General features: G+C 69.0%; 13 protein-coding genes and 2 pseudogenes. 10 read left to right on the top strand and 5 right to left on the bottom strand.

Annotated elements, in window-relative coordinates; translation table 11 throughout:
- The first annotated feature begins 236 nt into the window (after positions 1 to 236).
- Positions 237 to 1,748, top strand: a complete 1,512-nt coding sequence (locus ASD25_RS04795) for a tryptophan halogenase family protein (RefSeq protein WP_055827746.1) — start codon at positions 237 to 239, stop codon at positions 1,746 to 1,748.
- Here the strand turns inward: ASD25_RS04795 and ASD25_RS04790 are convergent.
- The 3 genes from ASD25_RS04790 to ASD25_RS04780 all read right to left on the bottom strand — a co-directional run bounded on the left by ASD25_RS04790 (position 1,745) and on the right by ASD25_RS04780 (position 6,644).
- The gene (locus tag ASD25_RS04790; protein ID WP_055827741.1) at positions 1,745 to 2,332 is read right to left on the bottom strand and encodes a hypothetical protein; all 588 of its coding nucleotides are present in this window, start codon (positions 2,330 to 2,332) and stop codon (positions 1,745 to 1,747) included. The genes ASD25_RS04795 and ASD25_RS04790 overlap by 4 nt on opposite strands.
- Positions 2,333 to 2,431: 99 nt before the next feature.
- On the bottom strand, positions 2,432 to 3,715 hold the full coding sequence (locus ASD25_RS04785) for a sugar MFS transporter (protein WP_055827737.1): 1,284 nt from the start codon (positions 3,713 to 3,715) through the stop codon (positions 2,432 to 2,434).
- Positions 3,716 to 3,899: 184 nt separating this feature from the next.
- Positions 3,900 to 6,644, bottom strand: coding sequence for a TonB-dependent receptor (locus tag ASD25_RS04780; RefSeq protein WP_055827735.1), 2,745 nt, complete (start codon positions 6,642 to 6,644; stop codon positions 3,900 to 3,902).
- A 293-nt stretch (positions 6,645 to 6,937) separates the two neighbouring features.
- On the opposite strand from ASD25_RS04780, the gene ASD25_RS04775 reads away from it, so the two are divergent.
- Together ASD25_RS04775 and ASD25_RS04770 are read left to right on the top strand one after the other, a co-directional pair.
- Positions 6,938 to 8,749 carry an alpha-amylase family glycosyl hydrolase gene (locus ASD25_RS04775; protein WP_055827730.1) on the top strand — a complete coding sequence of 604 codons (1,812 nt, stop codon included), beginning with the start codon at positions 6,938 to 6,940 and terminating at the stop codon, positions 8,747 to 8,749.
- Positions 8,746 to 10,371: an alpha-glucosidase family protein gene (locus ASD25_RS04770; protein ID WP_235561696.1), complete on the top strand. Its 1,626-nt coding sequence runs from the start codon at positions 8,746 to 8,748 to the stop codon at positions 10,369 to 10,371. The genes ASD25_RS04775 and ASD25_RS04770 overlap by 4 nt, the downstream gene beginning before the upstream one ends.
- 2 nt (positions 10,372 to 10,373) lie before the next feature.
- On the opposite strand, the gene ASD25_RS04765 is transcribed toward ASD25_RS04770, so the two are convergent.
- On the bottom strand, positions 10,374 to 11,420 hold the full coding sequence (locus ASD25_RS04765; RefSeq protein ID WP_200943552.1) for a LacI family DNA-binding transcriptional regulator: 1,047 nt from the start codon (positions 11,418 to 11,420) through the stop codon (positions 10,374 to 10,376).
- A 74-nt stretch (positions 11,421 to 11,494) separates the two neighbouring features.
- On the opposite strand from ASD25_RS04765, the gene ASD25_RS04760 reads away from it, so the two are divergent.
- The 4 genes and pseudogenes from ASD25_RS04760 (at position 11,495) to ASD25_RS04745 (ending at position 18,492) form a co-directional block, all read left to right on the top strand.
- The gene (locus ASD25_RS04760) at positions 11,495 to 13,555 is read left to right on the top strand and encodes a glycoside hydrolase family 97 protein (protein WP_056615065.1); all 2,061 of its coding nucleotides are present in this window, start codon (positions 11,495 to 11,497) and stop codon (positions 13,553 to 13,555) included.
- Positions 13,552 to 15,143 (top strand): annotated as a pseudogene (locus tag ASD25_RS04755) (MFS transporter). The gene ASD25_RS04760 and the pseudogene ASD25_RS04755 overlap by 4 nt, the downstream one beginning before the upstream one ends.
- Positions 15,140 to 16,078 carry an alpha/beta hydrolase gene (locus ASD25_RS04750; RefSeq protein ID WP_055827718.1) on the top strand — a complete coding sequence of 313 codons (939 nt, stop codon included), beginning with the start codon at positions 15,140 to 15,142 and terminating at the stop codon, positions 16,076 to 16,078. Before ASD25_RS04755 ends, ASD25_RS04750 begins: the two are co-directional and overlap by 4 nt.
- An 11-nt stretch (positions 16,079 to 16,089) precedes the next feature.
- On the top strand, positions 16,090 to 18,492 hold the full coding sequence (locus ASD25_RS04745; protein WP_082560014.1) for a glucan 1,4-alpha-glucosidase: 2,403 nt from the start codon (positions 16,090 to 16,092) through the stop codon (positions 18,490 to 18,492).
- 82 nt (positions 18,493 to 18,574) lie between these two features.
- Here ASD25_RS04745 and ASD25_RS04740 read toward each other — a convergent pair whose 3' ends face one another.
- On the bottom strand, positions 18,575 to 21,562 hold the full coding sequence (locus ASD25_RS04740) for a pitrilysin family protein (RefSeq protein ID WP_082572197.1): 2,988 nt from the start codon (positions 21,560 to 21,562) through the stop codon (positions 18,575 to 18,577).
- Positions 21,563 to 21,859: 297 nt separating this feature from the next.
- Here ASD25_RS04740 and ASD25_RS04735 point away from each other — a divergent pair, with 297 nt between their 5' ends.
- The 3 genes and pseudogenes from ASD25_RS04735 to ligD form a co-directional block, all read left to right on the top strand.
- The gene (locus ASD25_RS04735) at positions 21,860 to 23,182 is read left to right on the top strand and encodes an ammonium transporter (protein ID WP_055827715.1); all 1,323 of its coding nucleotides are present in this window, start codon (positions 21,860 to 21,862) and stop codon (positions 23,180 to 23,182) included.
- Positions 23,183 to 23,311: 129 nt separating this feature from the next.
- Positions 23,312 to 23,637: pseudogene (locus ASD25_RS31630) on the top strand (DNA polymerase ligase N-terminal domain-containing protein); the annotation flags it as partial.
- Position 23,638: 1 nt separating this feature from the next.
- A partial coding sequence (gene ligD, locus ASD25_RS04730; protein WP_235562605.1) for a DNA ligase D occupies positions 23,639 to 25,993 on the top strand: 2,355 nt, incomplete at its 5' end.
- Between the last annotated feature and the right edge of the window lie 640 nt (positions 25,994 to 26,633).

The following is a 26,633-nucleotide window of genomic DNA, read 5'->3' as shown; positions in this document are numbered from 1 at the left end:
AGGCGGCGAGCGGCGTCAGAACCGCGGCGAGGAAGAGGGCCCGGGACACCAGTCCCACTGCAAATCGGTTGCGCATTGAAATACCCGACCAGGCCCCACCGCGACCCTGGACCGGGGTCGCCGTTTAGGCAATGGCTACAATGGCTTTGGTCCCGGTAAACAAATCGCGAACCCGCGGGCCGCTCTTGGAACGCCGGCGTGACTGGGGCACATCTGGAGCAGACGGGGAGCCCATCATGTCCGAACCCATCCGCTCCATTCTGATCGTCGGCGGCGGCACGGCGGGCTGGATGGCGGCGGCCGCCCTGCAGCGCACCCTGGGGCCGCACGCGAAGGTGTCGCTGGTCGAATCCGACGACATCGGCATCGTCGGCGTCGGCGAGGCCACCGTGCCGCCCATCCGCGACTTCAACGCCCTGATCGGCCTCGACGAGGCCGAGTTCATGCGCGAGACCAGGGCCACGCTGAAGGTCGCCATCGTCTTCAAGGACTGGGGCCATATCGGAAATCGCTACGTTCACCCGTTCGGCACCTTCGGCCGCGGGCCGACCCTGGCCGATTTCCAGCAGACGTATTTCTCGCTCAAGGCCCGCGGCCTGGCCGGCGACCTGGGCGACTATTCCGTGTGCTGGCGCGCCGCCGACGCCGGCAAGGTCGGAGATCGCGATCCCGATCCGCGCTCGCCGAGGAACAGCCTGTTCAGCGCCTATCATTTCGACGCCGGCCTCTACGCCAGATACCTGCGCAAGGTCTGCGAGGGCCGCGGCGTCGAGCGGATCGAAGGCAAGATCGTCGACGTCGTCCAGCGCGGCGAGGACGGCTTCATCGACGGCGTCACCCTGGAAGACGGCCGGGTCCTGAAGGCCGACCTGTTCATCGACTGCACCGGTTTCCGCGCCCTGCTGATCGAGGGCGCGCTCAAGGCCGGCTACGAGGACTGGTCCCACTGGCTGCCGGTCGACCGCGCCGTGGCCGTGCCCTGCGCCGGCGTGAAACCCCTCACGCCCTACACCCTGTCGACCGCGCGCGAGGCGGGATGGCAGTGGCGCATCGCCCTGCAGCACCGCACCGGCAACGGCTATGTCTATTGCTCGGACCATCTGTCCGACGACGCGGCGCGCGAGACCTTGCTGGCCAATCTCGACGGCGAGCCGCTGGCCGAACCGCGGCTGCTTCGCTTCGCCACCGGTCGGCGCAGGAAATACTGGGACCGCAACGTCGTCAGCCTGGGCCTGTCCAGCGGCTTCATCGAGCCTCTGGAATCGACCAGCATCCACCTGGTCCAGGCGGGCATCTACCGCCTGCTGCAGCATTTCCCGGACATGGACTTCAGCCCGGTCAACATCGACGGCTACAACCGCCGCCTCGGCCGCGAGGTCGAACTGATCCGCGATTTCGTCATCCTGCACTACCACGCCAGCCGGAGGGACGATTCTCCGTTCTGGCGCCAGGTAGCCGTCATGCCGATCCCCGACAGCCTTTCCGAACGGGTCGAGGCCTTTCGCGACCGGGCCCTGCTGTATCAGGTCTGGGCCGACGAGTATTTCAGCCAGGGGTCGTGGCTGGCGGTCATGTACGGCCAGGGGATCACCCCGCGCGGGCCCAGCCCGCTCTATGCGTACCAGGACGCCGACAAGGCCGCCGCCGGCCTGCGCAACATCTCCGAGGTGCTGGCGCGGACGGTCGACGGCCTGCCGGAACACGAGGCCTATCTGAGGGCCAACGCCATGTGGGCGGAGGACGCCTAGGGCGCGGGATCGGCGATCGCGCCGGGACTGTCGGCCGCGACGACAACCGGCGTCTCGCGCCATGCCGCGGCGGGGTTCAGGGCCGCCGTCGCCTCCAGGAAGGTCCCCGGCTTCATCGACGGCTCCTTCGCCGTCTGCAGCCCGGCGACCCGCGCGAGGTCGGCGATGAAGCTGATGCAGTTGCGGCGCCGCAGATCGTACAGCGATCCCTCCGGCCCGTGCCACCAGTCGGCGCGGGCCCGGACCGCGCGATAGACCGAGTCGCTGACCGTCATCCGCAGATAGGGCTTGCCCTCCCCCACATAGCGGGCCTCGGGCGTGGCGACGACGCCGGGGCCCGTGGCCAGAAGCAGGTGCGGACCGGGATATTTCGCCGTGAAACCCGCCGCCCAGTCGACCGCGTCGCCGGTGTCGTCCAGCGTTCCCGAGGCATGGACATAGGCGTGGGGGAACAGCAGATCGCCGCCGCGGATGCGCGCGCCGGGATGGGCGTAGAAGGTCAGGGTCACCGCGGCCCAGGCCGGGGCGGCGATCAGGGCCAGCGCCAGCCCCAGGAGTCCGGCGCGTCTCATCATGGCGATCATTCAACTCTCCGCGCCCCGCCCTATCCTGGGCGACAGGGAGCCAAACGCGCAAGGGCCGCCGACGATGCCGTCGGCGGCCCTGCCGTTTGGTCCGGTGGATCAGTGCGGCGCGGGAGCCGCCGCGCCGTCGCCGTTGCGCACCCGCGTCCGCGCCGCCGCGATGGCGAACACCGTCAGGGCGGCATAGCCCAGCATCGGCACATAGAAGGCCGGGGTCAGCACCCCGCCTGCGGCGTCGGCGATCTGCCCCGCGATCAGCGGCAGGATGGCGCCGCCGATGATGCCGAACACCAGCAGGCCCGACGTCGCCGCGGCCGGTGCGCTGGACCGCTCCAGCGTCAGGGTGAAGATGGTCGGGAACATGATCGAGTTGAATAGCCCGATCGACAGGGCCGCATAGGCCGCCGTCGTTCCACCCGTCTGGGTCACGACCGCACAGAGCAGGCCGGCGCAGACCGTGCAGACCGCCAGCAGGACCCCGGCGGGCACCCGCGTCAGCAGGGCGCTGCCCGCGAACCGGCCGATCATGGCGCCGCCCCAGTAGAAGGCGACCATCTTTCCGGCCTCTTCCAGCGGGATGTTCAGGATGCCCTCGCTGTTCAGGAAGTTGGTCAGCATCGAGCCGATGGCCACTTCGGAACCGACGTAGATGAAGATCGCCAGGGCGCCGAACAGGGCCCAGGGCGAACCGAAGGCCGCCAGGGGCGAGGCGCCCGCCACGGCGGCCGGGGCGGCGGCGTTGATCTTCTTGCGCGCCGTGAAGATGAAGGCGGCGAGCAGGGCGAAGAAGGCGCCCATGGCCAGGAAGCCGGTGTCGATGCTGCGCAGGGACTCGTTGCGCGTCGCCACGGTGACCACCGCCCCGGCGGCGAAGACGCCGCCGGTCAGCAGCACATGCGACCCCAGCCAGGGCCCGATCGTCGTGCCCAGGGAATTGAAGGCCTGCGAGAAGTTGAGCCGGAAATGCGAGCTCTTCCGGGCGCCCAGTTCGGCCACCAGCGGATTGGCCGCGACCTGCAGCAGGGTGACGCCCGAGGCGATGACGAACAGGGCCAGCAGCACGCCGGCGTACTGATCCATCATCGTCGCCACCGGCACGATCAGGCACCCCAGCACCATGGTCGCGAGGGCGGCGATGATCGCCCGGCTGTAGCCCAGCCGCGCCAGCACATAGGAGGCCGGGATCGACGCCACGCCATAGGCGATGAACCAGGCCGAGGTGGTGAAGAAGGCCTCGGTGTAGCTGAGGTCGAAGACGCGCCGCACCGCCGCGATCAGCGGGTCGATCAGCGAGGTGGCGAAGCCCCATGCGAAGAACAGGGTCGTCACATAGGCGAAGGCCACGCCGGTCTTCTGGGTGGCCGGAACTTGGGTGTCGGTCATTTCACTCCCCTGATCGCCGCGGCGTCCCCACGCGCGGCTGTTGGCGTCTTTGGTTTCATCCGTGGGCGGTTGCGTCCAGCGCTTTGAGGGAAATCGTAACCAAAAGTGGCCGGACGCCGCCGCCGGAAACGAAAAGGCCGCCCCGGTTTCCCGCGGCGGCCCCTTCCTGACCGGGTTGGGACGGTCAGTAGCGGTAGTTCAGTCCGAACAGGAAGGTCCGGCCGTAGGACTGGTAGTCGATGATCCGGCGCTCGTCGCCGCCCTCGTAGGTGTAGAATGGTTCGTCGGTCAGATTGTTGACCTGGAACAGGGCCGACAGGCCTTCCAGCGGTCCGGCCTGGAATTCGTAGCCGATCTGGGCGTCCACGATGTTCTCGGCGGCGACCCGGCGGAAGGTGCGGCCGTTGCCGAAGCCGGCGACCTCCCCCACAAACTCGGACCGGTAGCGGTTCGAGACGCGGGCCTGAACGCCGTCCTTCTCGTAGTAGAGCGTCAGGTTGGCGACCGTTTCCGACAGACCGGGGATCGGCTCGGCGGGATTCCCCAGGTCCGGCTGGATCTTGCTTTCGGTCTGCGAAACCGACAGCTGACCCCCGAACCCTTCCAGCCAGGGAGAGATGAAGTCGAACGGGGTCGAGACCGCAAGCTCGATGCCGTAGATCTCGCCGCCCTCGCCGTTCTCCGGCTGGGTGTAGGTGCCCTGGCGGTAGACCCCGGTCGCCGGCGGGAAGCCGGTGTAGTCGAAGGGCGTCGTCCGGTCGTAGACGTAGGTCTCGAGGTCCTTGTAGTAGGCCGCGACCGAGAAGTAGGCCGAGCGGCCGAAATACTGCTCGAACGAGATGTCGAAGACGTTGGCGATCCAGGGACGAAGCTGCGGGTTGCCGCCGCCGCCGGTGAAGGGCGGGTTCAGCGGATCGTAGGCCGGGAGGTTCGCGCCGGGCGCGGCGGGGTCGTCGCGGCTGGCGTTGTAGCTGAAGGTCCGGCTGGCGCGCATCTGGTCCATGCGGGCGCGCGACAGGGTCCGGGCGGCCGCCAGGCGCAGGAAGCGCGACTCCGCCAGTTCGAAGATCAGGTTGGCGCTCGGCAGGATCTCCCAGTAGTCGTCGCCGCCGGAAATCGCGATGGATTCAGACACGCCGGTGCCGATCTGACGCGCGGCGAAGCCGTCGGAACTCTGCTCGGTATACTGCCCCTGGATGCCGAAATTGCCGGTCAGGGGGAAGGGCCCCACCGTCGTGTTGATGTCGAACTTGACGAACGGGGTGGTGACCCGCTCCTCCACGAACCAGTTGCCCGCGCGCACATCGGCGTTGGGGTTGCGGATCATGTTGTAGAAGCCGCTCCGCACCAGGCCGAGGGCGTCGTAGCTGATCATCCGGGGAATGCCGAGATAGGCCAGCGACGTCGGATCGAGGCGGAAGGCCGTCGGTACGACGGCCGAGGCGCCCCCGGGGACGCCGAGGTAGAACTGGTCGTTGATGAATTCCTTCTCGCGCTTCGACGCATAGACGCCGACCTCGACGCCGCTGATGAAGGACCAGTCGACATCGCCTTCCAGCGAGAAGCGGGCGCCGGTCAGTTCGTCATTGACGGTCGGCGAATTCAGATAGCCGTCCTGGCCGCCGGGGATCACGTCCCCGCCCCAGCCCTGCGGACTGGTCAGGCGGATCAGGTTGAAATCGCCGTAATCTAGGCCCGCCGAGAAACGGGTGATGTCGTCGCTGGTCCGGAAGCCGATCGTGTCGGTCGCGCCCACGGGGCCCCGGCCGGTGCCCGCATAGGTTTCCAGGATCTGGTCGGTGCGCTCGACCGACGAGTAGTTGACGTCGGCGTTCAGCGACCAGACGTCATTGAGCCGGAACTCGCCATTCCAGCCCAGCGAGGTCAGGGTGCTCTCACGCTCGTTGACGTCGTTGCGGACCACGCCCTTGACGCCGGTGTAGGTGCCGGCGACCACCAGCCCGTCCTCGACGGTGAAGCCCGGCTGCAGCTGGGCCGCCGACCAGAACAGCGGCAGTTCGATGCCGCGCAGGATCTGGGTGTTGTCGAACTCGGAATAGAAGGCGTCGAACGTCATGTGGACGCGATCGTTCGGCTTCAGCTCCAGCACGCCGATGTAGCCGTTCCGCTCCAGGTTGGCGGACATGACATAGGGTTTGGAGCCGCCGATCACCCGCGGCCCGCCGCCGGTGACCTCGGGATAGCCCCAGGCGTTGAAGCGTTCGGACTGATAGGGGCTTTCGATGTGCGCATAGCCCAGCACGACGCCGATCGTGTCGTCGGCGAACTGGTCGATGTAGGACACGCTGTAGCGCCAGCCGCTGTCGTCGCTCCCCGCGTTCAGGGCGCCGATGTCGTTGAGCTCGTAGCGCAGGTTCGCCGCGATGGCCTGACGGCCGTACTCCAGCGGGCGAATGACGCGCAGATCGGCGGTGCCGGCCAGGCCCTGGCCGATCAGGGCGGCGTCAGGCGTCTTGTAGACGACGACGCTGCCCAGCAGTTCGGACGGATACTGGTCGAACTCGACGCCGCGGTTGTCGCTGGTCGTCACCTGCTCGCGCCCGTTCAGCAGGGCCGTGGTGAAGTCGGGACCCAGGCCGCGGATCGAGATGTTCTGGCCCCGGCCGTCCAGGCGCTGCAGCGCCAGACCCGGGAGGCGGCCCAGCGATTCGGCGATCGACACGTCCGGCAGCTTGCCAATGTCCTCGGCGGTGACGACCTCGACGATCGAGGTCTCATTGCGCTTGGCCGCGATCGAATTCTGGATCGAGGCCCGGATGCCGGTGACGATGACCTCGTCGATCTCGGTCGCATCGGGGTCCTGGACGGGCTCCTGCGCCGCGGCGGATCCCGCAACGGCCATGAAGCCGACGGCGCCGATCGCGGCGCCCGCAAGCAGACGGGCGCGTCGCGTGATGGGGGTTCTCATCGTCATTCTCTCCCTGGCGCCGGCGCATTTCTGACGAAGCGTCCGGTCTGTCATCGCAAAGTTATGCAAACTTATGGGAACGTTGCAAGCCGGTAATCTTCGGGACAGGCATGGACGTGGCCGAAATGTGACGCGCGGCGACGCCATATTGCACTGCACAAGGCGACTTTCCCTTGCAGCGCCGCATTTCGGACGCCAAGGCTGGACGGATTGACAGACGGCTCCGACGCTGCAAAATCTTGCAAACCGATCCGCCGGGCCACGACGTCCACGGACATTGAGGAACGCCAGACATGACAGGACACGCCAGCCGGTGGACTCGCGCCTGCGTCGCCGCCCTGGCGGCCGGCATCGCCTCGACCGCCTGGGCCCAGCCCTCTCCCGACAGTCTCGAGGCGCTGCGCCAGCGCCCGGCCGAGGACGAGGTGGTCTATTTCCTGCTGCCCGACCGGTTCGAGAACGGCGATCCCGCCAACGACCGCGGCGGCGCCCGCGGCGACCGCCTGGCCACCGGCCATGATCCGGCCGATCCCGGCTTCTATCACGGCGGCGACCTCAAGGGCCTGACCGCGCGGCTCGACTATATCCAGGGCATGGGCGCCACCGCCCTGTGGATCGCGCCGCCCTTCGTCAACAAGCCGGTCCAGGGTCCCCCGGGCCAGGAAAGCGCCGCCTACCACGGCTACTGGATCACCGACTTCACCCGGATCGATCCGCATTTCGGGACCAACGCCGACTTCCGCGTCCTGGTCGACGCCGCCCATGCGCGGGGGATGAAGGTCTATCTCGACATCGTCATCAACCACACCGCCGACGTCATCCGCTACCGGGAATGCCCGGCCAACGACTGCGGCTACCGCTGGAAGGGCGACTATCCGTACCAGCGTCGCGGCGGCCTGACGGGCGAACCGATCAACCCCGGCTTCACGGGCGCCCCGGGCGGCGACTTCTCGAGCCTGACCCGGCCCGACTATGCGTACACCCCGTACGTCCCCGCGGGCGAGGAGACGGTCAAGGTCCCGGCCTGGCTCAACGACGTCGGCCTCTATCACAACCGCGGCAACAGCGCCTGGTACAGCGAAGCCCGCATGGACGGCGACTTCTCCGGCCTCGACGATCTGTTCACGGAACATCCGCGCGTCGTCGAGGGCTTCATCGACGTCTACGGCGGCTGGATCGACGACTACGGCGTCGACGGCTTCCGCATCGACACGGCCCGTCATGTGAACCCCGAGTTCTGGCGGGCCTTCGTCCCCGCCATCCTCGAACGCGCCCGCGCCAGGGGCATCCCGAACTTCCACATCTTCGGCGAGACCTACGACTTCCAGTCCGGCACGGCGGCCATGCACACCGTGGTCGACGGCCTGCCGACGGTGCTGGACTTCGCCTATCAGCGCGTCGTCCAGAACATGGTCACCGGCGTCCAGCACCCCGACGCCATGGGCTATCTGCTGATGGAGGACGCCATCTACGCCGGCGGGGCGGAGACGGCGCTGCGCCTGCCGACCTTCACCGGCAACCATGACATGGGCCGGATCGGCCATCTGATCCTGACCGCGAAGCCCGACATCTCCGACGCCGAGCTGCTGGACCGGTCGGCCCTCGCCCATGCCCTGGTGCTGCTGGGCCGCGGCGTGCCGGTCATCTACTACGGCGACGAACAGGGCTTCACCGGCGACGGCGACGACCGCCGGTCGCGTCAGGACATGTTCGAGACCCGCGTCCCCTCCTATGCCGACGACCGCCGCATCGGCGCGGCCGTCGGCCCGTTCGACGCGGACGCCGACATGTACCGCCGTATCGCCGAAATGACCCGCGCCCGGGCCGCCGACGTCCGCCTGCGCCGCGGGCGCGTCGTGGTCCGCACCGCCGACCAGACCCCGGGCGTTCTCGCCCTCTCCCGTCTCGATGATGACGGCGAGACGCTGGTGGTGTTCAACACCTCGACGGAAGCGCGCGAGGTCAATGTCGCGGTCGAGACGGGGTCCGCCGACTGGCGCGCCCTGATCGGCTCCTGCCCCGCCCGCAGCGCCGCTCCGGGCGCCGTCTCTGTTTCCGTGCCCGCCCTGGGCTATCTTGTCTGCGTATCCGAAAGACCAGCGTGACCGCCCAGATTCTCGAACATCCGACCGCCCTGCCCGACGCCGCCGAATGGTGGCGCGGCGCTGTCATCTATCAGGTCTATCCGCGCAGTTTCGCCGACACCAACGGCGACGGCGTCGGCGATCTGGCCGGTGTCGCCGAACACCTCGACCACATCGCCTCCCTGGGCGTGGACGGGGTCTGGCTCAGCCCCTTCTTCACCTCGCCGATGAAGGATTTCGGCTATGACGTCGCCGACTATTGCGATGTCGATCCGATCTTCGGAAGCCTGGCCGACTTCGACCGCCTGATCGAGAAGGCGCACCGCCTCGGCTTGAAGATCATCACCGACCTCGTCTTCGCCCACACCTCGGACCAGCACGCCTGGTTCGGGGAAAGCCGCCAGTCGCGCACCAATCCGAAGGCGGACTGGTTCGTCTGGGCCGACGCCAGACCCGACGGCTCGCCGCCGTCCAACTGGCAGTCGGTGTTCGGCGGCCCGGCCTGGACCTGGGACGCGCGGCGCGGCCAGTACTACATGCACAATTTCCTGCCGGAGCAGCCGCAGCTGAACCTGCACAATCCCGACGTCCAGGACGCCCTGCTGGACGCCGCCCGCTTCTGGCTCGACCGGGGCGTCGACGGCTTCCGCTTCGACGCCATCAACTTCTCGATGCACGACCCGAAGCTGACCGACAATCCGCCCCTGCCGCCCGGCGGCAAGCGCACCCGGCCGTTCGACTTCCAGGACAAGGTCCACAACCAGTCCCAGCCCGGCATCGTCGACTTCCTCGCCCGCATCCGCGCCCTGACCGACAGCTACGGCGGTCGCTTCAGCGTGGCCGAGGTCGGCGGCGATCACGCCGAACGCGAGATGCAGGCCTTCACCCAGGGCGACGACCATCTGAACAGCGCTTATGGCTTCCTCTACCTCTACGCCCCGACGCTCGGAGCGGCGCTGGTGCGCGAGGGGGCCGAGGCCTGGCACGGCCGCGACGGTCAGGGCTGGCCGTCCTGGACCTTCTCCAACCACGACGCCCCGCGCGCCATCTCCCGCTGGGCCGGGGACCGCGATCTGCGGGCCTACGCCGAGATGGCGATGCTGCTGCTGATGACCCTGCGCGGCAACGTCTTCATCTACCAGGGCGAGGAACTGGCCCTGCCCCAGGCCGAGGTCCCGTTCGACCGGCTGGTCGATCCCGAGGCCATCGCCAACTGGCCCCAGACTCTCGGCCGGGACGGCGCCCGCACCCCCATTCCGTGGACCGCCGACAAGCCGCAGGCCGGCTTCTCGACCGTCGAGCCGTGGCTGCCGGTCGATCCGCGCCATGTGCCCCTGTCCGTCGACCGCCAGGAACGCGATCCCTCATCCATGCTGCACGCCACGCGTCGGCTGGTCGCCTTCCGCAAGGCGCATCCCGCCCTGACGCTGGGCGAGATGACCCTGCTGGAGTCCGGCGACGACCTTCTGGCGTTCGAACGCGTCCATGGCGGCGAGCGACTGGTCTGCGTCTTCAACCTCGGCCGTCAGCCGGCGGTCTGGACCCTGCCGGCAGGCCATCGGATCATCGAGGCCGTCAATCTGGATTCACCGCCGACGGGGACCCTGCCCCCCATGGCGGGACTGGTTCTGGCGGCCGGATGACCTCAGCCGCCGCAACTCTCGCGCACGATCAGGTCGGTGGGGATTCGTTCCGACCGGCCGACGGAGTCGCCGGGGTTGTCGAGCAGCTTGGACACCAGCAGCCGGCCCGCCTTCATCGTGTCCTGGGCGATGGTCGACAGGGCCGGGCGGGCGTAGCGGCTGAACGGCACATTGTCGAAGCCGATCACGGACACGTCCTCGGGCACGCGCAGGTTGGCGTGCAGCAGGGCCCGCACGGCGCCCAGGGCGATCTGGTCCGAGGCGCAGACGACGCCGTCGAACTTCACCCCGCGCCGGATCAGGCTGTCGACCGAGGCCTCGGCCGACTCGACCTCGAAATGGGCCTCCATGATCAGGTCGGGATCGACCTCGATCCCCGACCTGGCCAGGGCTTCCAGATAGCCGCGGTGGCGCTGCATGGCCTCGGGCGGCTCGAGATCGCCCAGGAAGACGATGCGTTTGCGCCCCAGCCGCGCCAGATGCAGGGTCGCGCGCCGGCCGCCCGCGAGATTGTCCGACCCGACCGAGCAATAGGCCTGGTCCGGCATCTGGGCGCCCCAGACCACGAAACGGCCCTCGGTCTCGGCCAGCCGGTTCAGGCTCTGGTGCAGGGCGCTTTGGCCGAGGAAGATCACGCCGTCGGCCCGGCTGGTGTTCATCGCCGCCGACAGGTCGTCGTAACTGGTGGGCGAGAAATGGCTCATGATCACGTCGCAGCCGCGCTCCCGCGCCGCCTCGCCGACGCCGGCCAGAAGCTCGAGGAAGAAGGGGTCGCTCAGCCGGCCCTCGCGGCCCTGCGGCCGGGGCGTCACCAGGGCGATGACGCCGTCGGCGCCGATCGGCCCGGCGGGCATGTAGCGGCGGAACGGATAGTCGTGCTCGCGCGCCAGCTTCCAGATCAGCTGTTTGGTGCGCGCATTGACCGCCGGGCTGTCGTTCAGCGCCCGCGACGCCGTGGAGATCGACACGCCCGCCAGCTTGGCCAGGTCTTCCAGACGGGTGTTGCGGCGGCTCAAGCGCGGACTCCGGTCGATATCATGTCTGCAAATTTTGCTGCAAACCTTGCTTGTTCTGCGCCGTTACGGCCGCGCTTGGCAAGTGCCCTCACCTGGAGCGCCCCTGCATGCTGACCCGCCGGTTCCTGATCTCGACCACCGCCCTTCTGGCGACCCTGCCCGCCGCCGCGAAGGCGCAGGAGCCTGCGACGGCGGTCGGGGCCGCATCGCCCGAGGGCGTCCTGTCCGTGTCGGTGACGGTCACCGGCGAGGGCCGTCCGGAATACAGCGTCAGCCGCCTGGGCCGCCCCGTCATCGCCCCCTCCCGCCTCGGTTTCCTGTTGACCGACGCGGCCAAGCTGGAGCGCAATTTCGCCGTCACGGCCGACGCCCCGACGTCCCACGACGACACCTGGGAGCAGCCGTGGGGCGAGCGCCGTTTCATCCGCAACCGCTACACCCAGCTGCGCGTCCATCTGACCGAGAAGGGGGGCCTGGAGCGGCGGATCGACGTGGTCTTCCGCCTGTATGACGACGGCCTCGGCTTCCGCTACGAATTCCCCGACCAGCCCAATCTGAAGACCGTCAGCATCGGCGACGAGCTGACCGAGTTCGCCGTCGTCGATTCCGGCACGGCCTGGTGGATTCCCGCCTTCGAGTGGAACCGCGAGGAATATCTCTACAACCGCACCCGCATCGACTCGGTCGGCGTGGCCCAGACCCCGCTCACCCTCCGCACCGACGACGGCCTGCACGTCTCCATCCACGAGGCCGCCCTGATCGACTATTCCGGCATGAACCTGCGCCGGGTCGAGGGCGGGCGGTTCAAGGCGGCCCTGACGCCGGGCCTGACCAATGCGGCGGTCGAGCTGACCACCCCCTTCACCACCCCCTGGCGCACCCTGCAGATCGCCGACCGCGCCGGCGACCTGGTCGAATCCAGCCTGATCCTGAACCTGAACGAGGCGAACAGGCTCGGCGACGTCAGCTGGTTCAAGCCGATGAAATACGTCGGCATCTGGTGGGAAATGCACCTCGACCTGAAGACCTGGAACTCGGGTCCGAAGCACGGCGCCACCACCGAAAACGCCATCAAGCATATCGACTTCGCGGCCGAGCACGGCTTCGGCGGCGTCCTGATCGAGGGCTGGAACGTCGGCTGGGACGGCGAATGGTTCGGCACGGGCTGGAACTACAGCTTCACCCAGAGCTATCCCGATTTCGACATCGAACGCGTCGCCGCCTACGCCCGCGCCAGGGGCGTCGAGATCATCGGCCACCACGAAACCGGCGGCAACGCCTTCCACTACGAGCAACAGCTCGACGCCGCCTTCGCCCAGATGCAGCGGTTCGGCTGGCACTCGGTCAAGACCGGCTATGTCGCCGACGCCGCCGGCGCCCGGGTGCGCGGCCCCGACGGCCAGCCCCGGCTGGCCTGGCACGAAAGCCAGCCGATGGCGCAGCACCATCTCCGCGTCGTCCAGACCGCCGCCAAATACCAGGTCGCCGTCAACGCCCACGAGCCCTTCAAGGACACGGGCCTGCGCCGGACATATCCCAACATGATCTCCCGCGAGGGCGCCCGCGGCACGGAGTTCAGCGCCTGGGGCCAGCCCGGCAATCCGCCCGAGCACGAGGTGAACCTGGTCTTCACCCGCCTGCTGGCCGGGCCCATGGACTACACCCCGGGCGTCTTCGGCATGCAGACCCGCGCGCCCGACGGCATCGCCACCACCTGGGCCAAACAGCTGGCCCTGTATGTGACCATCTACAGCCCGATCCAGATGGCCGCCGACCTGCTGGCGAACTACGAGGCCAACCCCGGCCCGTTCCAGTTCATCAAGGACGTCGCCGTCGACTGGTCCGACACCCGCGTGCTGAACGGCGAGATCGGGGACTTCGTCACCATCGCCCGCAAGGACCGCAACTCCGACCAGTGGTTCCTCGGCGCCATSACCGACGAGCATCCGCGCGCGCTGGACGCGTCCCTGTCCTTCCTCGACCCGGGCCGCCGCTACCGCGCCGAAATCTACCGCGACGCCCCCGACGCCCACTGGCGAACCAACCGCGAAGCCATCGTCATCGAGCAGCGCGAGGTCACCGGCGCCGACACCCTCAGCCTGCGCCTCGCCCCCGGCGGCGGCCAGGCCATCCGCTTCGTTCCGCTGGGCCGGGGACGCCGCGCATGACCGCCGCCGACCACGTCTGGCGKACGCGSCCGCGCCTSAGCCASCTCGCCATCTGGAAYATGTGCGTCGGCTTCTTCGGCATCCAGATCGGMTTYGCCCTGCAGAACGGCAACGCCAGCCGCATCTTCCAGACYCTGGGCGCCGAGGTCGACAACCTCGCCATCCTGTGGATCGCCGCGCCCCTGACCGGCCTGCTCTGGGCGCCGAGGTCGACAACCTCGCCATCCTGTGGATCGCCGCGCCCCTGACCGGCCTGCTGGTCCAGCCGATCATCGGCCATTTCAGCGACAGGACCTGGGGCCCTCTCGGCCGCCGCCGGCCCTATTTCCTGGTGGGGGCGATCCTGACCTCGGCGGCCATGATCTACATGCCCAACGCCCCGAGCCTGTGGCTGGCGGCGGCGACCCTGTGGGTCATGGACGCGGCCATCAATGTCACCATGGAGCCGTTCCGCGCCTTCGTCGGCGACAACCTGCCGGACGAGCAGCGCACCCGCGGCTACGCCATGCAGACCTTCTTCATCGGCGCCGGGGCCGTGCTGGCCTCCTGCCTGCCCTGGCTCCTGACCAACGTCTTCCACGTGGTCTCGACCGCGCCCGAGGGGGTGACGCCGGACTCGGTCAAACTGTCCTTCTACATCGGCGCCGCCGGCCTGCTTCTGGCCGTGCTCTGGACCGTCGTCTCGACGCGCGAATACAGCCCCGAACAGATCGACGCCTTCGAGACCGCCCGCACCGCACGGGGTCCCGACGACCGTCAGGCCCCCGCCCGCTCGCACCGCGCATATTACATCGGCGGCGTCGTCTGGGGCTTCATCGGCGCCGTCGGCATCGGCGTGGTGTCATGGGCCGGGCTCGAGAAGGAGCTCTACGTCCTGTTCGGCTTCCTCGTCGGCTTCGGCCTGCTCCAGCTGGCCGTCGGCGCCCTGCACGCCGCCCGCCGCTCGAACAGCCTGACCGAGATCATCGACGACGTCTTCCGCATGCCGAAGACGATGCGCGGCCTTGCCGTAGTCCAGTTTTTCAGCTGGTTCGCCCTGTTCGCCATGTGGATCTACACCACCGCCGCCGTCACCGCCGTCCACTACGGGACCAGCGACCCCACCTCGACGGCGTACAATGAGGGGGCCAACTGGGTCGGCGTCCTGTTCGGCGTCTACAACGGCGTCGCCGCCCTGACCGCCTTCGCCATCCCGGTCGTCGCCCGCCGCACGGGCCGCAAGGCCGCCCACGCCATCAATCTCGCCCTCGGCGGCCTCGGCCTGGTCGGCGTCTTCCTGATCCGCGATCCCCAGCTGCTGTGGCTGCCCATGATCGGCGTCGGCGTCGCCTGGGCCTCGATCCTGTCCATGCCCTACGCCATCCTCGCGGGCGCCGTCCCGGGCCGGAAAATGGGCGTCTACATGGGCATCTTCAACATTTTCATCGTCGTGCCCCAGCTGCTTGCCGCCACCATCCTGGGCCTGATCCTCAAGGGCCTGTTCGACGGCCAGGCCATCTGGGCCCTCGTCCTCGGCGGCGTCAGCTTCTTCATCGCCGCCGCCTGCAGCCTCAAGGTCACCGAGCCGAAGACGGAGACCGCGGCGTGATCGGGCGCCGCACGCTTCTGACCGGCCTCGCCGCCCTTCCCATGGCGGCGCACGCGTCCCGCGCCCGCGCCGACGCCCCGACCGAAGGCCGCCTCTTCGAACACCAGCAGATGGCCTCGGCCCACGTCCAGCCGCGCGACGTCACCGTCTGGCTGCCCCCGGGCTACGACGGCTCGGAAGCCCGCTACCCCGTCCTCTACATGCACGACGGCCAGAACCTGTTCGACGGCGCGCGGGCGTCCTACGGCAAGGAATGGGGCGTCGACGAGCACGTCGCCCGCCTGTCCGCCAACGGCCAGATCCGCACGCCCATCGTCGTCGGCATCGGCAACACGCCGCTGCGGCTGCGCGAATACATCCCCGCCGACCTGATCCGCGCCCTGCCCGACGACATGCGCGCCGACATCCAGTCCATCTACGGCGGCGAGCCCCTGTCCGACGGCTATCTGCGCTTCATGGTCGAGGAGCTGAAACCCTTCATCGACCGCACATACCGGACCCGCGCGGGCCGCGACGACACCGTGGTCATGGGCTCCAGCATGGGCGGGCTGATCTCGCTCTACGCCCTGATGAAATACCCCGGCGTCTTCGGCGCCGCCGGCTGCGTCTCGACCCACTGGCCCCTCCGCATCGAACAGATCACGGACGAGGCGGCGCTGGCGGCCTGGCGCGAACGGCTGGTCTCGGCCTGGACCCGCGTCGTCCTCGACGGCCTGCCGAACCGGCGCAATCACCGCCTCTATTTCGATCGCGGCGACGAGACCCTGGACGCCTTCTACGCCGTCTTCCAGTCGCGCATCGACCAGACCATCCGCGACGAAGGCTGGGGCCCCGACCGCTTCCGCAGCCTCGTCTTCCCCGGGGCCGAACACAACGAAGCCTCGTGGAACCAGCGCCTCGACGTGCCCCTCGCCTTCCTGCTTCCCCCTGCCTGACGAGTCCTCCCATGCGCATCATCTCCCGCCTCGCATCCGGCGTCGCCCTTGCCGCCCTCGCCGGCTGCGCCACCTTGGACGCCGCCCCGGTCGCGGACGCGCCCGCGCCTGTCATTTCCGCCGTCGCCCCCGGCGCGCCGGGTGACCGCCCCACCTGGTCCAACGCCGCCAAGACCGGCGCGGGCGCCTCGTACGAAGCCTATGTCGACGGCCAGTACCGCGACGGCGGCCGCACCGGCGACGTCAGCCGCGTCTGGTTCTCCCTCGCCGACGGCGTCCTGACCGAGACCATGTACGGCCTGATCCACCAAGCCCAGATCAAGCAGCTGCGCTTCGCCGTCGTCACCGACACCGGCCTGTCGGTCGAGGGGACCGACACCACCAGCCGCACCGAATATCTGCACACGGACGATCACGGCCGCCCGCTGTCGCCGGCCTACCGGGTCATCACCACGGACAAGCAGGGCCGGTACGAGATCGAGAAGCGGATCTTCACCGATCCGGACAATCAGGCGCTCGTGGTCCGCGCGACGATCCGGGCCCTGAAGGGCCAGGTCACACCCTATGTCCTGCTCGAACCCCACATGGCCAATACCGGCGTCGGTGATTCCGGCGAGGCCCAGCGCGGCGCGCTCCATGCCTCGGAAGGCGATGTCCATCTGACGTTCCGGCCGACCTTGCCATTCGAGACCGCCAGCGTCGGCTTCGTCGGCGCGTCGGACGGCCTGACCGATCTGGCCGACGGTCGCCTGGACAACGTCCATGAGACCACCGGAAACCAGCCGGGCGCCATCATGCTGACGGGCGGCTTGCCGCGGCTCGGGCCGAATCAGTCGTTGAGCCGCGACTTCGTCATCGGCTTCGGCTCGACCCGGACGGCCGCCAGCAGCGCCGCGAACCGGACCGTTGCGACCGGCCTCGACGAGGTCCTCGCCCGCTTCAACGGCGAGGGCGACCGCGTCGGCTGGGAGGACTACATCGCCTCCCTGACCGACCTCCCCCGCATCGCCGAACAGTCCACCGACGGCGGCAAACTCGCCTGGGCCTCGGCCCTGATGCTGAAGGTGCAGGAGGACCGCACCTACGCCGGGGCCCTGATCGCGTCGCTGTCCAACCCGTGGGGCGACACCGTCGACGCCACCGAATCCTCGACCGGCTACAAGGCCGTCTGGCCGCGCGACTTCTATCAGGTCGCCATGGCCCTGATGGCCCTGGGGGACGCCGAGACGCCCGTCGCCGCCTTCCGCTACCTGCCCCGGGTCCAGGTTCGCGCCGACACGCCCGGCAATACCGGCGCGACCGGCTGGTTCCTGCAGAAGACCCACGTCGACGGCGAGATCGAATGGGTCGGGGTCCAGCTCGACCAGACCGCCATGCCCATCATGCTGGGCTGGAAGCTGTGGAAGGCGGGCCGCATCGGCGACGCCGAACTGGCCGCCATCTACGCCCGGATGATCAAGCCGGCCGCCGACTTCCTCGTCGACGGCGGCACGGCCGGCATCCTGTGGAACGACCGCCGGATCACCCCGCCCTGGACCCAGCAGGAACGGTGGGAGGAGCAGGAGGGCTATTCTCCTTCCACCACCGCCGCCGTCATCACCGGCCTGACCGTCGCCGCCGACATCGCCCGCGCCTCGGGCGATCCCGCCTCGGCCGCCCGCTATCTGGCCGCCGCCGACGACTATGCCTCCAAGGTCGAGGCGCGCATGTTCACCACCGCCGGCGAATACGGCGACGGCCGCTACTTCCTGCGCCTCAGCCGCAATGAAAACCCCAACGACAAGCTGCCGCTGGGCGAGAACAACGGCCAGCCCGCCATGCCCGAGGACCGCATCATCGACGGCGGCTTCCTCGAGCTGGTCCGCTACGGCGTGCGCGCCGCCGACGCCCCCTCGATCGTCGCCAGCCTGCCCGAATATGACGACCAGACGCGCGAGGCCCGCTTCCGCGTCCGCTACGACCTGAACGGCGTCCCGGGCTTCCGCCGCTACGGCAACGACGGCTATGGCGAGAACGCCGACACCGGCGGAAACTACGGCGTCGGCGGCATGACCCCGGGCCAGCGCGGCCGGGTCTGGCCCATCTTCACCGGCGAACGCGGCCACTACGAACTGGCCGCCCTGCTGGCCAACCCGTCCGCCGATCAGGACTGGAACCGGGCGCAGCTGAACCTCATCCGCCAGACTTACGTGCGCGGCATGGAGTCCTTCGGCAACGACGGTCTGCTGCTGCCGGAACAGGTCTGGGACGGCGTCGGCGACGCCACGCCGCACGGCTACCGGCCCGGCCAGGGCACCAACTCCGCCACCCCCCTGGCCTGGACCCACGCCGAATACATCAAGCTGCTGCGCTCCCTCGCCGACCGGGCGGTCTGGGATCGCTATGCGCCGGTGGAGGCGCGATACGCCCGATAGGCCATGTCCCCAGGCGGCCCAGGGACGTGAAAAGGCGGGACCGTCGCCGGTCCCGCCTTCCCCGTCGTCCGACGCCCGGCCCCTACTGGACCGGACGGCCGTGGATATCGACCACCTGGACGTCGGCGAAACCGAGCGCCCGGATCTTCGGCTCGATCGAGGCCCGGTCGCCGACCACCACCCAGGTCGTCGGCCCGGAGCCGACCACGGCCTGCGCCGCCACGGCGGCCTGGGCCGCGGTCATGGACCCCACCCTCTGGGCATAGGTGTCATAGTAGTTTTCCGGCACGCCCCAGACGACCATGTTCTGCAGTTCGCCGGCGATGGCCGCATTGGTCTCCCAGTTGCCGGCCAGACCCTGGACCATATTGGCGCGAGCGGCCTGGATTTCCGCATCGGTCAGCGGACGCGATCCGACGACCTCGGTCAGTTCGCGGCGCAGTTCGGCCAGGCTCTCGGCCGTCTTGTCCGACTGCACCCCGGCGCTGACCGAATAGATCCGGTCGCCGCGGCCGTAATTGCCGGCCAAACCCTGCACCATGTTCGCCCGGGCCGCCTCGATCTCGGCCTGGGTCAGCGGACGCGTGCCGACCACCTCGGTCAGTTCGCGGCGCAGTTCGGCCAGGCTCTCGGCCGTCTTGTCCGACTGCACCCCGGCGCTGACCGAATAGATCCGGTCGCCGCGGCCGWACGGCACGCCGCCGCCGGCGCCGTAGGACCAGCCCTTGTCCTCGCGCAGGTTCATRTTGATCCGGCTGGTGAAGGCGCCGCCCAGGGCGGTGTTCATGGTCTCGATGGACGCCTCGGTCGCGGGGTCGAAGGCCGGGGCGACGCGGCCGGCCAGGATGGTCGACTGCGGCCCGGCGCGGTCCACGATCAGGATGCGCGGCTGGCCCGAAGGCTCGGGCGCGTCCGCCGGACCCGGTCGCGCCGGCATGGGCGTCGAGGGCGCCCGCCAKYCGGCGAAGGCCCGCTCCAGCTTCGGCGTCAGCTCGGCCAGGGTGGTGTCGCCGACCACGACCAGGGTCGCGTTGTCGGGCCGGAACCAGGTCTGGTGCCAGGCCTCGGCGTCGGCCGGGGTCAGGCTCGCCACCGTCTGCTCGGTGCCCGAACCGGGACGGCCGTAGGGGCTTTCCGGACCGTACATCTCGCGGCTCAGAACCCGCGAGGCGATGGCGCCGGGGTTGCGGTTCGATTGCTGGATGCCCGCGATCTGAAGCGTGCGCGTGCGCTGGAAATCCTCCTGCCGGAAGGCCGGATTCAGGACCACGTCGGCGAACAGATCCAGTGACGGCTCGAGCCGGGCCGACAGGGCCGTCATCGTCACATTGGTCGAGTTCGTCCCCGAACCCGCGCCCAGGGTCGCGCCCAGCAGCTGCAGCCGGTCGCTGATCTCGATCGCCGTCAGGTCGTCAGTGCCGTTGGTCATCACCTGCGGCGTCAGCTGGGCCAGGCCCGCCTTGTCGTCGCTATCGACCACGGCCCCTGCGTCGAGGATCAGGTTCATGCTGACGGTCGGCACGCTCTCGCGCCGCACGAACATGACCTTCATCCCGTTGGACAGCTGGGCGCGTTCGATGGTCGGGAACACCGCTTCCGGAGCCGGACCGACCGCCGGCACGCCGGCCGTACGGTCCACGCCCGCCGAGACCGAATAGTCGGGGAAGGGCAGGACCTCCAGCGAATAGCTGCCGTCGGACAGCCAGCGGCGGCCCGCTTCGGTGAGGTTGTCGGGTCGGGCCTCCACGATCCGCTGATAGCTGGTCCGCCATGCCGCCGGATCACCGAAGAAGACCTCGGACTGGGCCAGCAGATCGGACTTGCCGCCGAACCCGCCGATCCGCTCCAGTCCGCGAATGGTGGCGGCCGCCGTCTGCGTGCGGACGCGTTCCAGCTCCTCGGAGGTCGGCCCGTCGCGCAACAGCCGAGCCATTTCCTCGTCGACGATGGCCTCGATGCGGTTCAGGTCGCCGCCAGCCTTGGCCGTGGCCGTGACGATGAACTGGCCGGCGATCTGCCGCCCCCCGGCCCCGGCCGAGACCGCCGTCGCCAGCTGCTCGTCGATCACCAGCCGCTTGTACAGCCTCGACGACCGGCCCGAGGCCAGAACCTGGCCCACCATGGCCAGATAGTCGGTGTCGGCCTCGCCCTGCGGCGTGGTGTTCCAGACCTTGTAGAGGCGCGGCTGGCCGACGCGGTCATACATGACCTCCCGCTGCGCCCCGACCAGCGGCGCGACCATGCGGCGCGGCTGGGTCACCGGCGGGCCCGAGGGGATATCGCCGAAATAGCGCTCGACCTTCTCGCGCGCCTCTTCGGGGCTGATGTCGCCGGCCAGGACGATGACGGCGTTGGCCGCGCCATAGTAGTCGCGGAACCACTGCTGCACCGTCGGCAGGTCGGCGGCGTTCAGGTCGTCCATCGAGCCGATGACGGTGTGGCCATAAGGGTGTTCGTCGGGCCAGGTCGCGGCCGTGATGGCGTTGAAGACCCGGCCATAGGGCTGGTTCTCGCCCTGGCGCTTCTCGTTCTGCACCACGCCGCGCTGCTCATCCAGGCGCGCCTGGTCGATGGCGCCCAGCAGATGGCCCATGCGGTCGCTCTCGAGCCACAGCATGGCGTCCAGCGCCGAGGTCGGCACGTTCTGGAAATAGTTGGTGCGATCCGTGTTGGTGGTGCCGTTCTGGTCCGTGGCGCCCAGCAGCTCGGTGCCCTTGAAGAAGTCGGTGTTGTAGTTCTCCGATCCGTTGAACATCAGGTGTTCGAACAGATGGGCGAAGCCGGACCGGCCCTCGGGCTCGTTCTTGGAGCCGACGCCGTACCAGATGTTGACCGCCACGATCGGGGCCTTGCGGTCCTCGTGCACGATCAGGGTCAGGCCGTTGTTGAGGACGAATTTGGTGAAGGGGATGTCCACCGCCGGCAGGGGCGCCAGGCGTTCCTGGGCGGCCGCGGCCGCGGCGGCGACGGGCGGCCGGGGCGCGGCGACGCTTTCGGCATGGGCGGAAGCGGCGATGAGCAGGGTCGTGGCGACCCCTCCGAGCAAGGCGAGACGACGGGCGGTATGCATGGAATTCCCCCTGGAACTGCGTCAGCGGCGGTTGGCCTGGCCGAAGTGACACCCGGACAGCCCCCGCGCGCAATATGTGAATCATTGCAACGCTGTAATGAATGTGCGGACGCGAGACCCGGCGGTGACTTCGTGCCGTACGGCAGTGTGCATGTCTGAATCTCGCAGCTTCACCGCGCAATATTGCACCGCACACGAAATGAATTGCCTTGTGCGCTGCAATGCCGTCCAATCCGTTTCCGCGGCGTCGAACGCGGTTCGGGCCGAGCCATACAGACCTCCGGACCGGACCCGCGCATGACCGTTCGCCTTCCCGCCTTCATCCCCGCGGCGCTTGCGGCCCTCGGCGCCGCGCCGGCCCTCGCCGCCGCGCCCCGGCCCGCGCTGCTGGAGCATCAGACGTCGCTGGTGCTGAACGAGGCCTCGACCGCCTGGATCCTGACCTCGACCGCCCTCGTCCTGCTGATGACCCTGCCGGGGCTGGCCCTGTTCTACGGCGGCATGGTGCGGCGCAAGAACGTCATCGCCACCATCGCCCATTCCACCGCCGCCCTGGCCATCGTCACCGTGCTGTGGTTCGCCGTCGGCTACAGCCTGTCGTTCGGCTCCAGCGGCGGGGCTGCCAACGGCTTCATCGGCGGCTTCCAGGCCGCCTTCCTCGACGGCGTCACCCCGGCCACCGCCCACAGCCTCGCCCCCGGCCTGCCCGAATTCCTGTGGATCGCCTACCAGCTGACCTTCGCCATCATCACCCCCGCCCTGATCGCCGGCGCCTTCGCCGAGCGGATCAAATTCCCGGCCGCGATCCTGTTCTTCTTCCTCTGGCACCTGATCGTCTACGTCCCGATCTGCCATCAGGTCTGGGGCGGCGGATGGATGGGGTCGCTGGGCGTGCTCGACTTCGCCGGCGGCTCGGTGGTCCATGTCAATGCGGGCGTCGCGGGCCTCGTCTGCGCCCTGGTGCTGGGGCCGCGCCACGGCCACGGGCGGGACAATATGGCCCCGCACAACCTCGCCTTCACCGCCATGGGCACGGGCCTGCTGCTGGTCGGCTGGCTGGGCTTCAACGCCGGCTCGGCCTGGGCCGCCGACGGCATAGCCGCCGTGGCCGCCTTCAACACCATCCTGGCCGCCGCCGCCGCCGCCATCGGCTGGACCGCCGTCGAGTGGATCGACCACAGGCGCCCGACCCTGCTGGGCCTGCTGTCCGGCATTGTCGCCGGCCTCGTCGGCGTCACCCCCGCCGCCGGCCTCGTCGACCCGAAGGGCGCCTTCATCATCGGCATTCTCTCGGGCCCCGCCTGCTACGCCGGCGCCGTCTGGCTCAAGCGCGCCTTCCGATATGACGACAGCCTCGACGCCTTCGGCGTCCACGGCGTCGGCGGCGTCGTCGGCGCCCTGCTGACCGGCGTCCTCGCGACCGCCGCCATCAACCCCGCCGGCGAGAACGCCAACCTCCTCAACCAGGCCATCGGCCTCGCCGCCGTCATCGCCTGGAGCGGGATCGGCACCTTCGTCATCCTGATGATCTGCCAATTCACCACCGGCCTGCGCGTCGACAGGGAGTCCGAGATCGAGGGCCTCGACTACACGCAGCACGGGGAGACGATCCACCCGTAGGGCGAGGCAGCGGGGGTCAGGCAGCAGGCAGCAGGGTCGACGGAGTCCCGGCCCCGCCTGCGTTCCTCGTGCTGCCTGCTGCCTGCTGCCTCCCCCGCAACGCTCCCCGCCGACCCGCGTTCACCCCCCATGGCAGCCCAGGGCGAACTCAGGACCTACAAGGCGAAACGCAATTTCGCCGACACGCCCGAGCCGTCCGGCCGCAAGGGCAAGGCGAAGACCACCGCCCTCACCTATCTGATCCAGCGCCACGCCGCGACGCGCCTGCACTACGACTTCCGCATCGAGGTCGACGGCGTGCTCAAGTCCTGGGCCGTGACCAAGGCTCCGTCGCGCGACACCCTGGTCAAACGCCTGGCCGTCGAGGTCGAGGACCACCCGCTCGACTACGGCTCGTTCGAGGGGACCATCCCCGCCGGCAACTACGGCGCCGGCACGGTGCAGATGTGGGACCGNGACTACGGCTCGTTCGAGGGGACCATCCCCGCCGGCAACTACGGCGCCGGCACGGTGCAGATGTGGGACCGCGGCACATGGGAGCCGCAGGAGCCCGACCTCGATGCGGCGTTCAAAAAGGGTCAGATCAAGATGGTCCTGCACGGCGAACGGCTGAAGGGAAAATGGTCCCTGATCCGGCTGCGCGCCGATCGCGGCAAGCCCTCCAAACGCAACAACTGGCTGCTGATCAAGGAGCGCGACGAATACACCGTCGAGGGCGAGGGCGACGCCAATATGGAGATCGACGCCTCCATCGTCTCGGGCCGGACCCTCGCCGAGATCGCGGGCGGTTCGAAGGAATGGAAATCCTTGAAGGCGACCACCCGCAAGGCCCCGCCCAAACCCCAACCCACGAAGGCGGCCGCGAGCACATCGAAAAAACCGCCCGCCTTCGTCCCAATCCAGCTGTGCAAGATCGCCGACTACCCCCCGCGCGGCGCCGGCTGGGCCCATGAAATCAAGTTCGACGGCTACCGCATCCAGATCGGCGTCGGCGGCGGCAAGGCGACGCTGCGCACCCGCAAGGGCCTCGACTGGTCGGCCAAATTCCAGGCCCACGCCGACGACGCGGCGCACTGGCCCGACGGCGTCGTCGACGGCGAGCTCTGCGCCCTGGCCGAAGACCACATGCCCGACTTCTCGGCGCTTCAGGCCGCCATCTCGGACGGCGACACCGGCGACCTGATCTATTTCGCCTTCGACCTTCTGTTCGAGGGCGACGAGGATCTGCGCGGCCTGCCCCTGTCGCACCGCAAGGCGCGGCTGCAGGCGTACATCGACCGCATCCCCAAGACGGCCCGAAAGCGCATCCGCTACGTCGACCATTTCGCCACCACGGGTCAGGCGGTGCTGGACAGCGCCTGCCGCATGGATCTGGAAGGCGTCATCTCCAAGTCGCTCGACGCCCCCTACACCCCCGGCCGCTCGACCACCTGGCTGAAATCCAAATGCCGCGGCCGCGACGAGGTCGTCATCGGCGGCTGGACCTCGGAGGGCGACCGCTTCCGCTCCCTGATCGTCGGGGTGCAAGACGTCGATGCGAAGGACGGAAAGGGCCTGCGCCACCTCGGCCGCGTCGGCACCGGCTACGCTCAACCATTGCTCAAGACCCTGCTGCCCGCCCTGAAGAAGGCGAAGACCGACCACAGTCCCTTCGTCGGCAAGGGTGCCCCGCGCCGCTCATCGGCCGCCGGCCAGACCATCCACTGGGTCACGCCCACCCTCGTCGCCGAGATCGAACACGGCGGCTACACCGACACCGGCTCCCTGCGGCAGGCGTCGTTCAAGGGCCTGCGCGAGGACAAGACCGCGCCCGAAGTGACCGAGAAACCGCAGGCCCCGTCGAAGCCGTCAAAGGAGACCGGCAAGGTCTCCGCCCCGCCCCAGCTGTCCATTCCCGGCGAGCCGCGCGGCAAGTCGAAGCTGGTCGTCGCCGGCGTGACCATCTCCAGTCCCGACAGGATCCTGTGGCCCGCCGCCGACGGCAAACCGGCCCTGACCAAGGCCGACCTCGTCCGCTATTACGAAATGGCGGCCGAACGCATCCTGCCCCACGTCGCCGACCGCCCCGTCTCCATCATCCGCGCGCCCGAGGGCATCGGCGGCGAGAGATTCTTCCAGCGTCACGCCATGCCCGGCTCCAATCCGCGGCTGAAGCTGATCGATGTGAAGGAGCGCAAACCCTACATCGGCGTCGTCGACGTCGGCGGTCTGGTGGCCATCGGCCAGTCGGGCGGGCTGGAACTCCACCCCTGGGGCTGCAAGCCGAACGATCCCGAGACGCCCGACCAGATCACCTTCGACCTCGACCCGGACGAGGGTCTGAATTTCGCCGACGTCATCGCCGCCGCGAAGACGGTGAAAAAGGAGCTTGAGAGCCTCGGCCTCAACCCCTTCGTCAAGACCACCGGCGGCAAGGGCCTGCACGTCGTCGTGCCCATCCTCGCCGACGCCCGCAGCCGCATCGAATGGGACCAGTGCAAGGCGTTCGCCAAGGCCGTCAGCGAACGCGTCCGCGTCGCCGACCCCGACCATTTCACCACCACCCTGGCCAAGAAGGCGCGCGGCGGAAAGATCTTCCTCGACTATCTGCGCAACGGCCGCATGGCCACCGCCGTCGCCCCCTGGTCCCCCCGCGCCCGCCCGGGCGCCGGTCTCGCCTTCCCCCTGTCATGGACCCAGGTGAAGACCGGCCTCGACCCCCGCGCCTTCACCCTCCACGACGCCCGCGCCCTGCTGAAGAAGCCCGACCCCTGGAAGGATTTCCGCGCCGGCGCGGTCAACCTGCGGCCGGTGCTGAAGACGGTGCTGTGACTCCCGTCTCCTCCTTGTCGCCGAAGGCGATGGGGAGGAGACAATCCCCTATCCGTGCATCCCCGCGAAGGCGGGGACCGCCCCTCCAACCGTGCGATCGCGTGACGCTGCTCGCCGGATATATAGTCGGGTTGGCGGGAAAATATCCCGCCTGTTCAACACCTTCCGCTTTTCTCAAACTCTATTGTCAGCACGGGGTCCCGGCAGCCGTATGCTTTTGCCATCCCGTCGCGGGGGAGGGCGTCTGGCGCCAGGGCCAACCACGTGCGGCGGGGTGTGATCGTTGCGGGACGTCGCGCGTCGCCTTTTNCTGCATCCCGTCGCGGGGGAGGGCGTCTGGCGCCAGGGCCAACCACGTGCGGCGGGGTGTGATCGTTGCGGGACGTCGCGCGTCGCCTTTTCGGCGGCGGGCGGCGGAACCGGACCATCCTGGAGGACGGGTTGCTCCCCCCTCCGGCGTGCGAAGGGACTGTCCTCCGGTTTGAAACGGAGGAGCCCGGGAGCCTGGCCGCTCCCGCCCGTCCGGGCTTCGTTTCGAAAGGGCCTAAATGGCGAGAGGTCGGGGGCCGAAAACAGGCAAACCCCGGCYGGCCATGCGATGCCCGCCCCGAAGCGCTCGGAAGCCGCGATCACGCGGAGC

It is taken from the genome of Brevundimonas sp. Root1423 (assembly GCF_001426805.1).
Note: the sequence above shows the minus strand (reverse complement) of the source record. Positions and strands in the feature narration are given on the sequence as shown.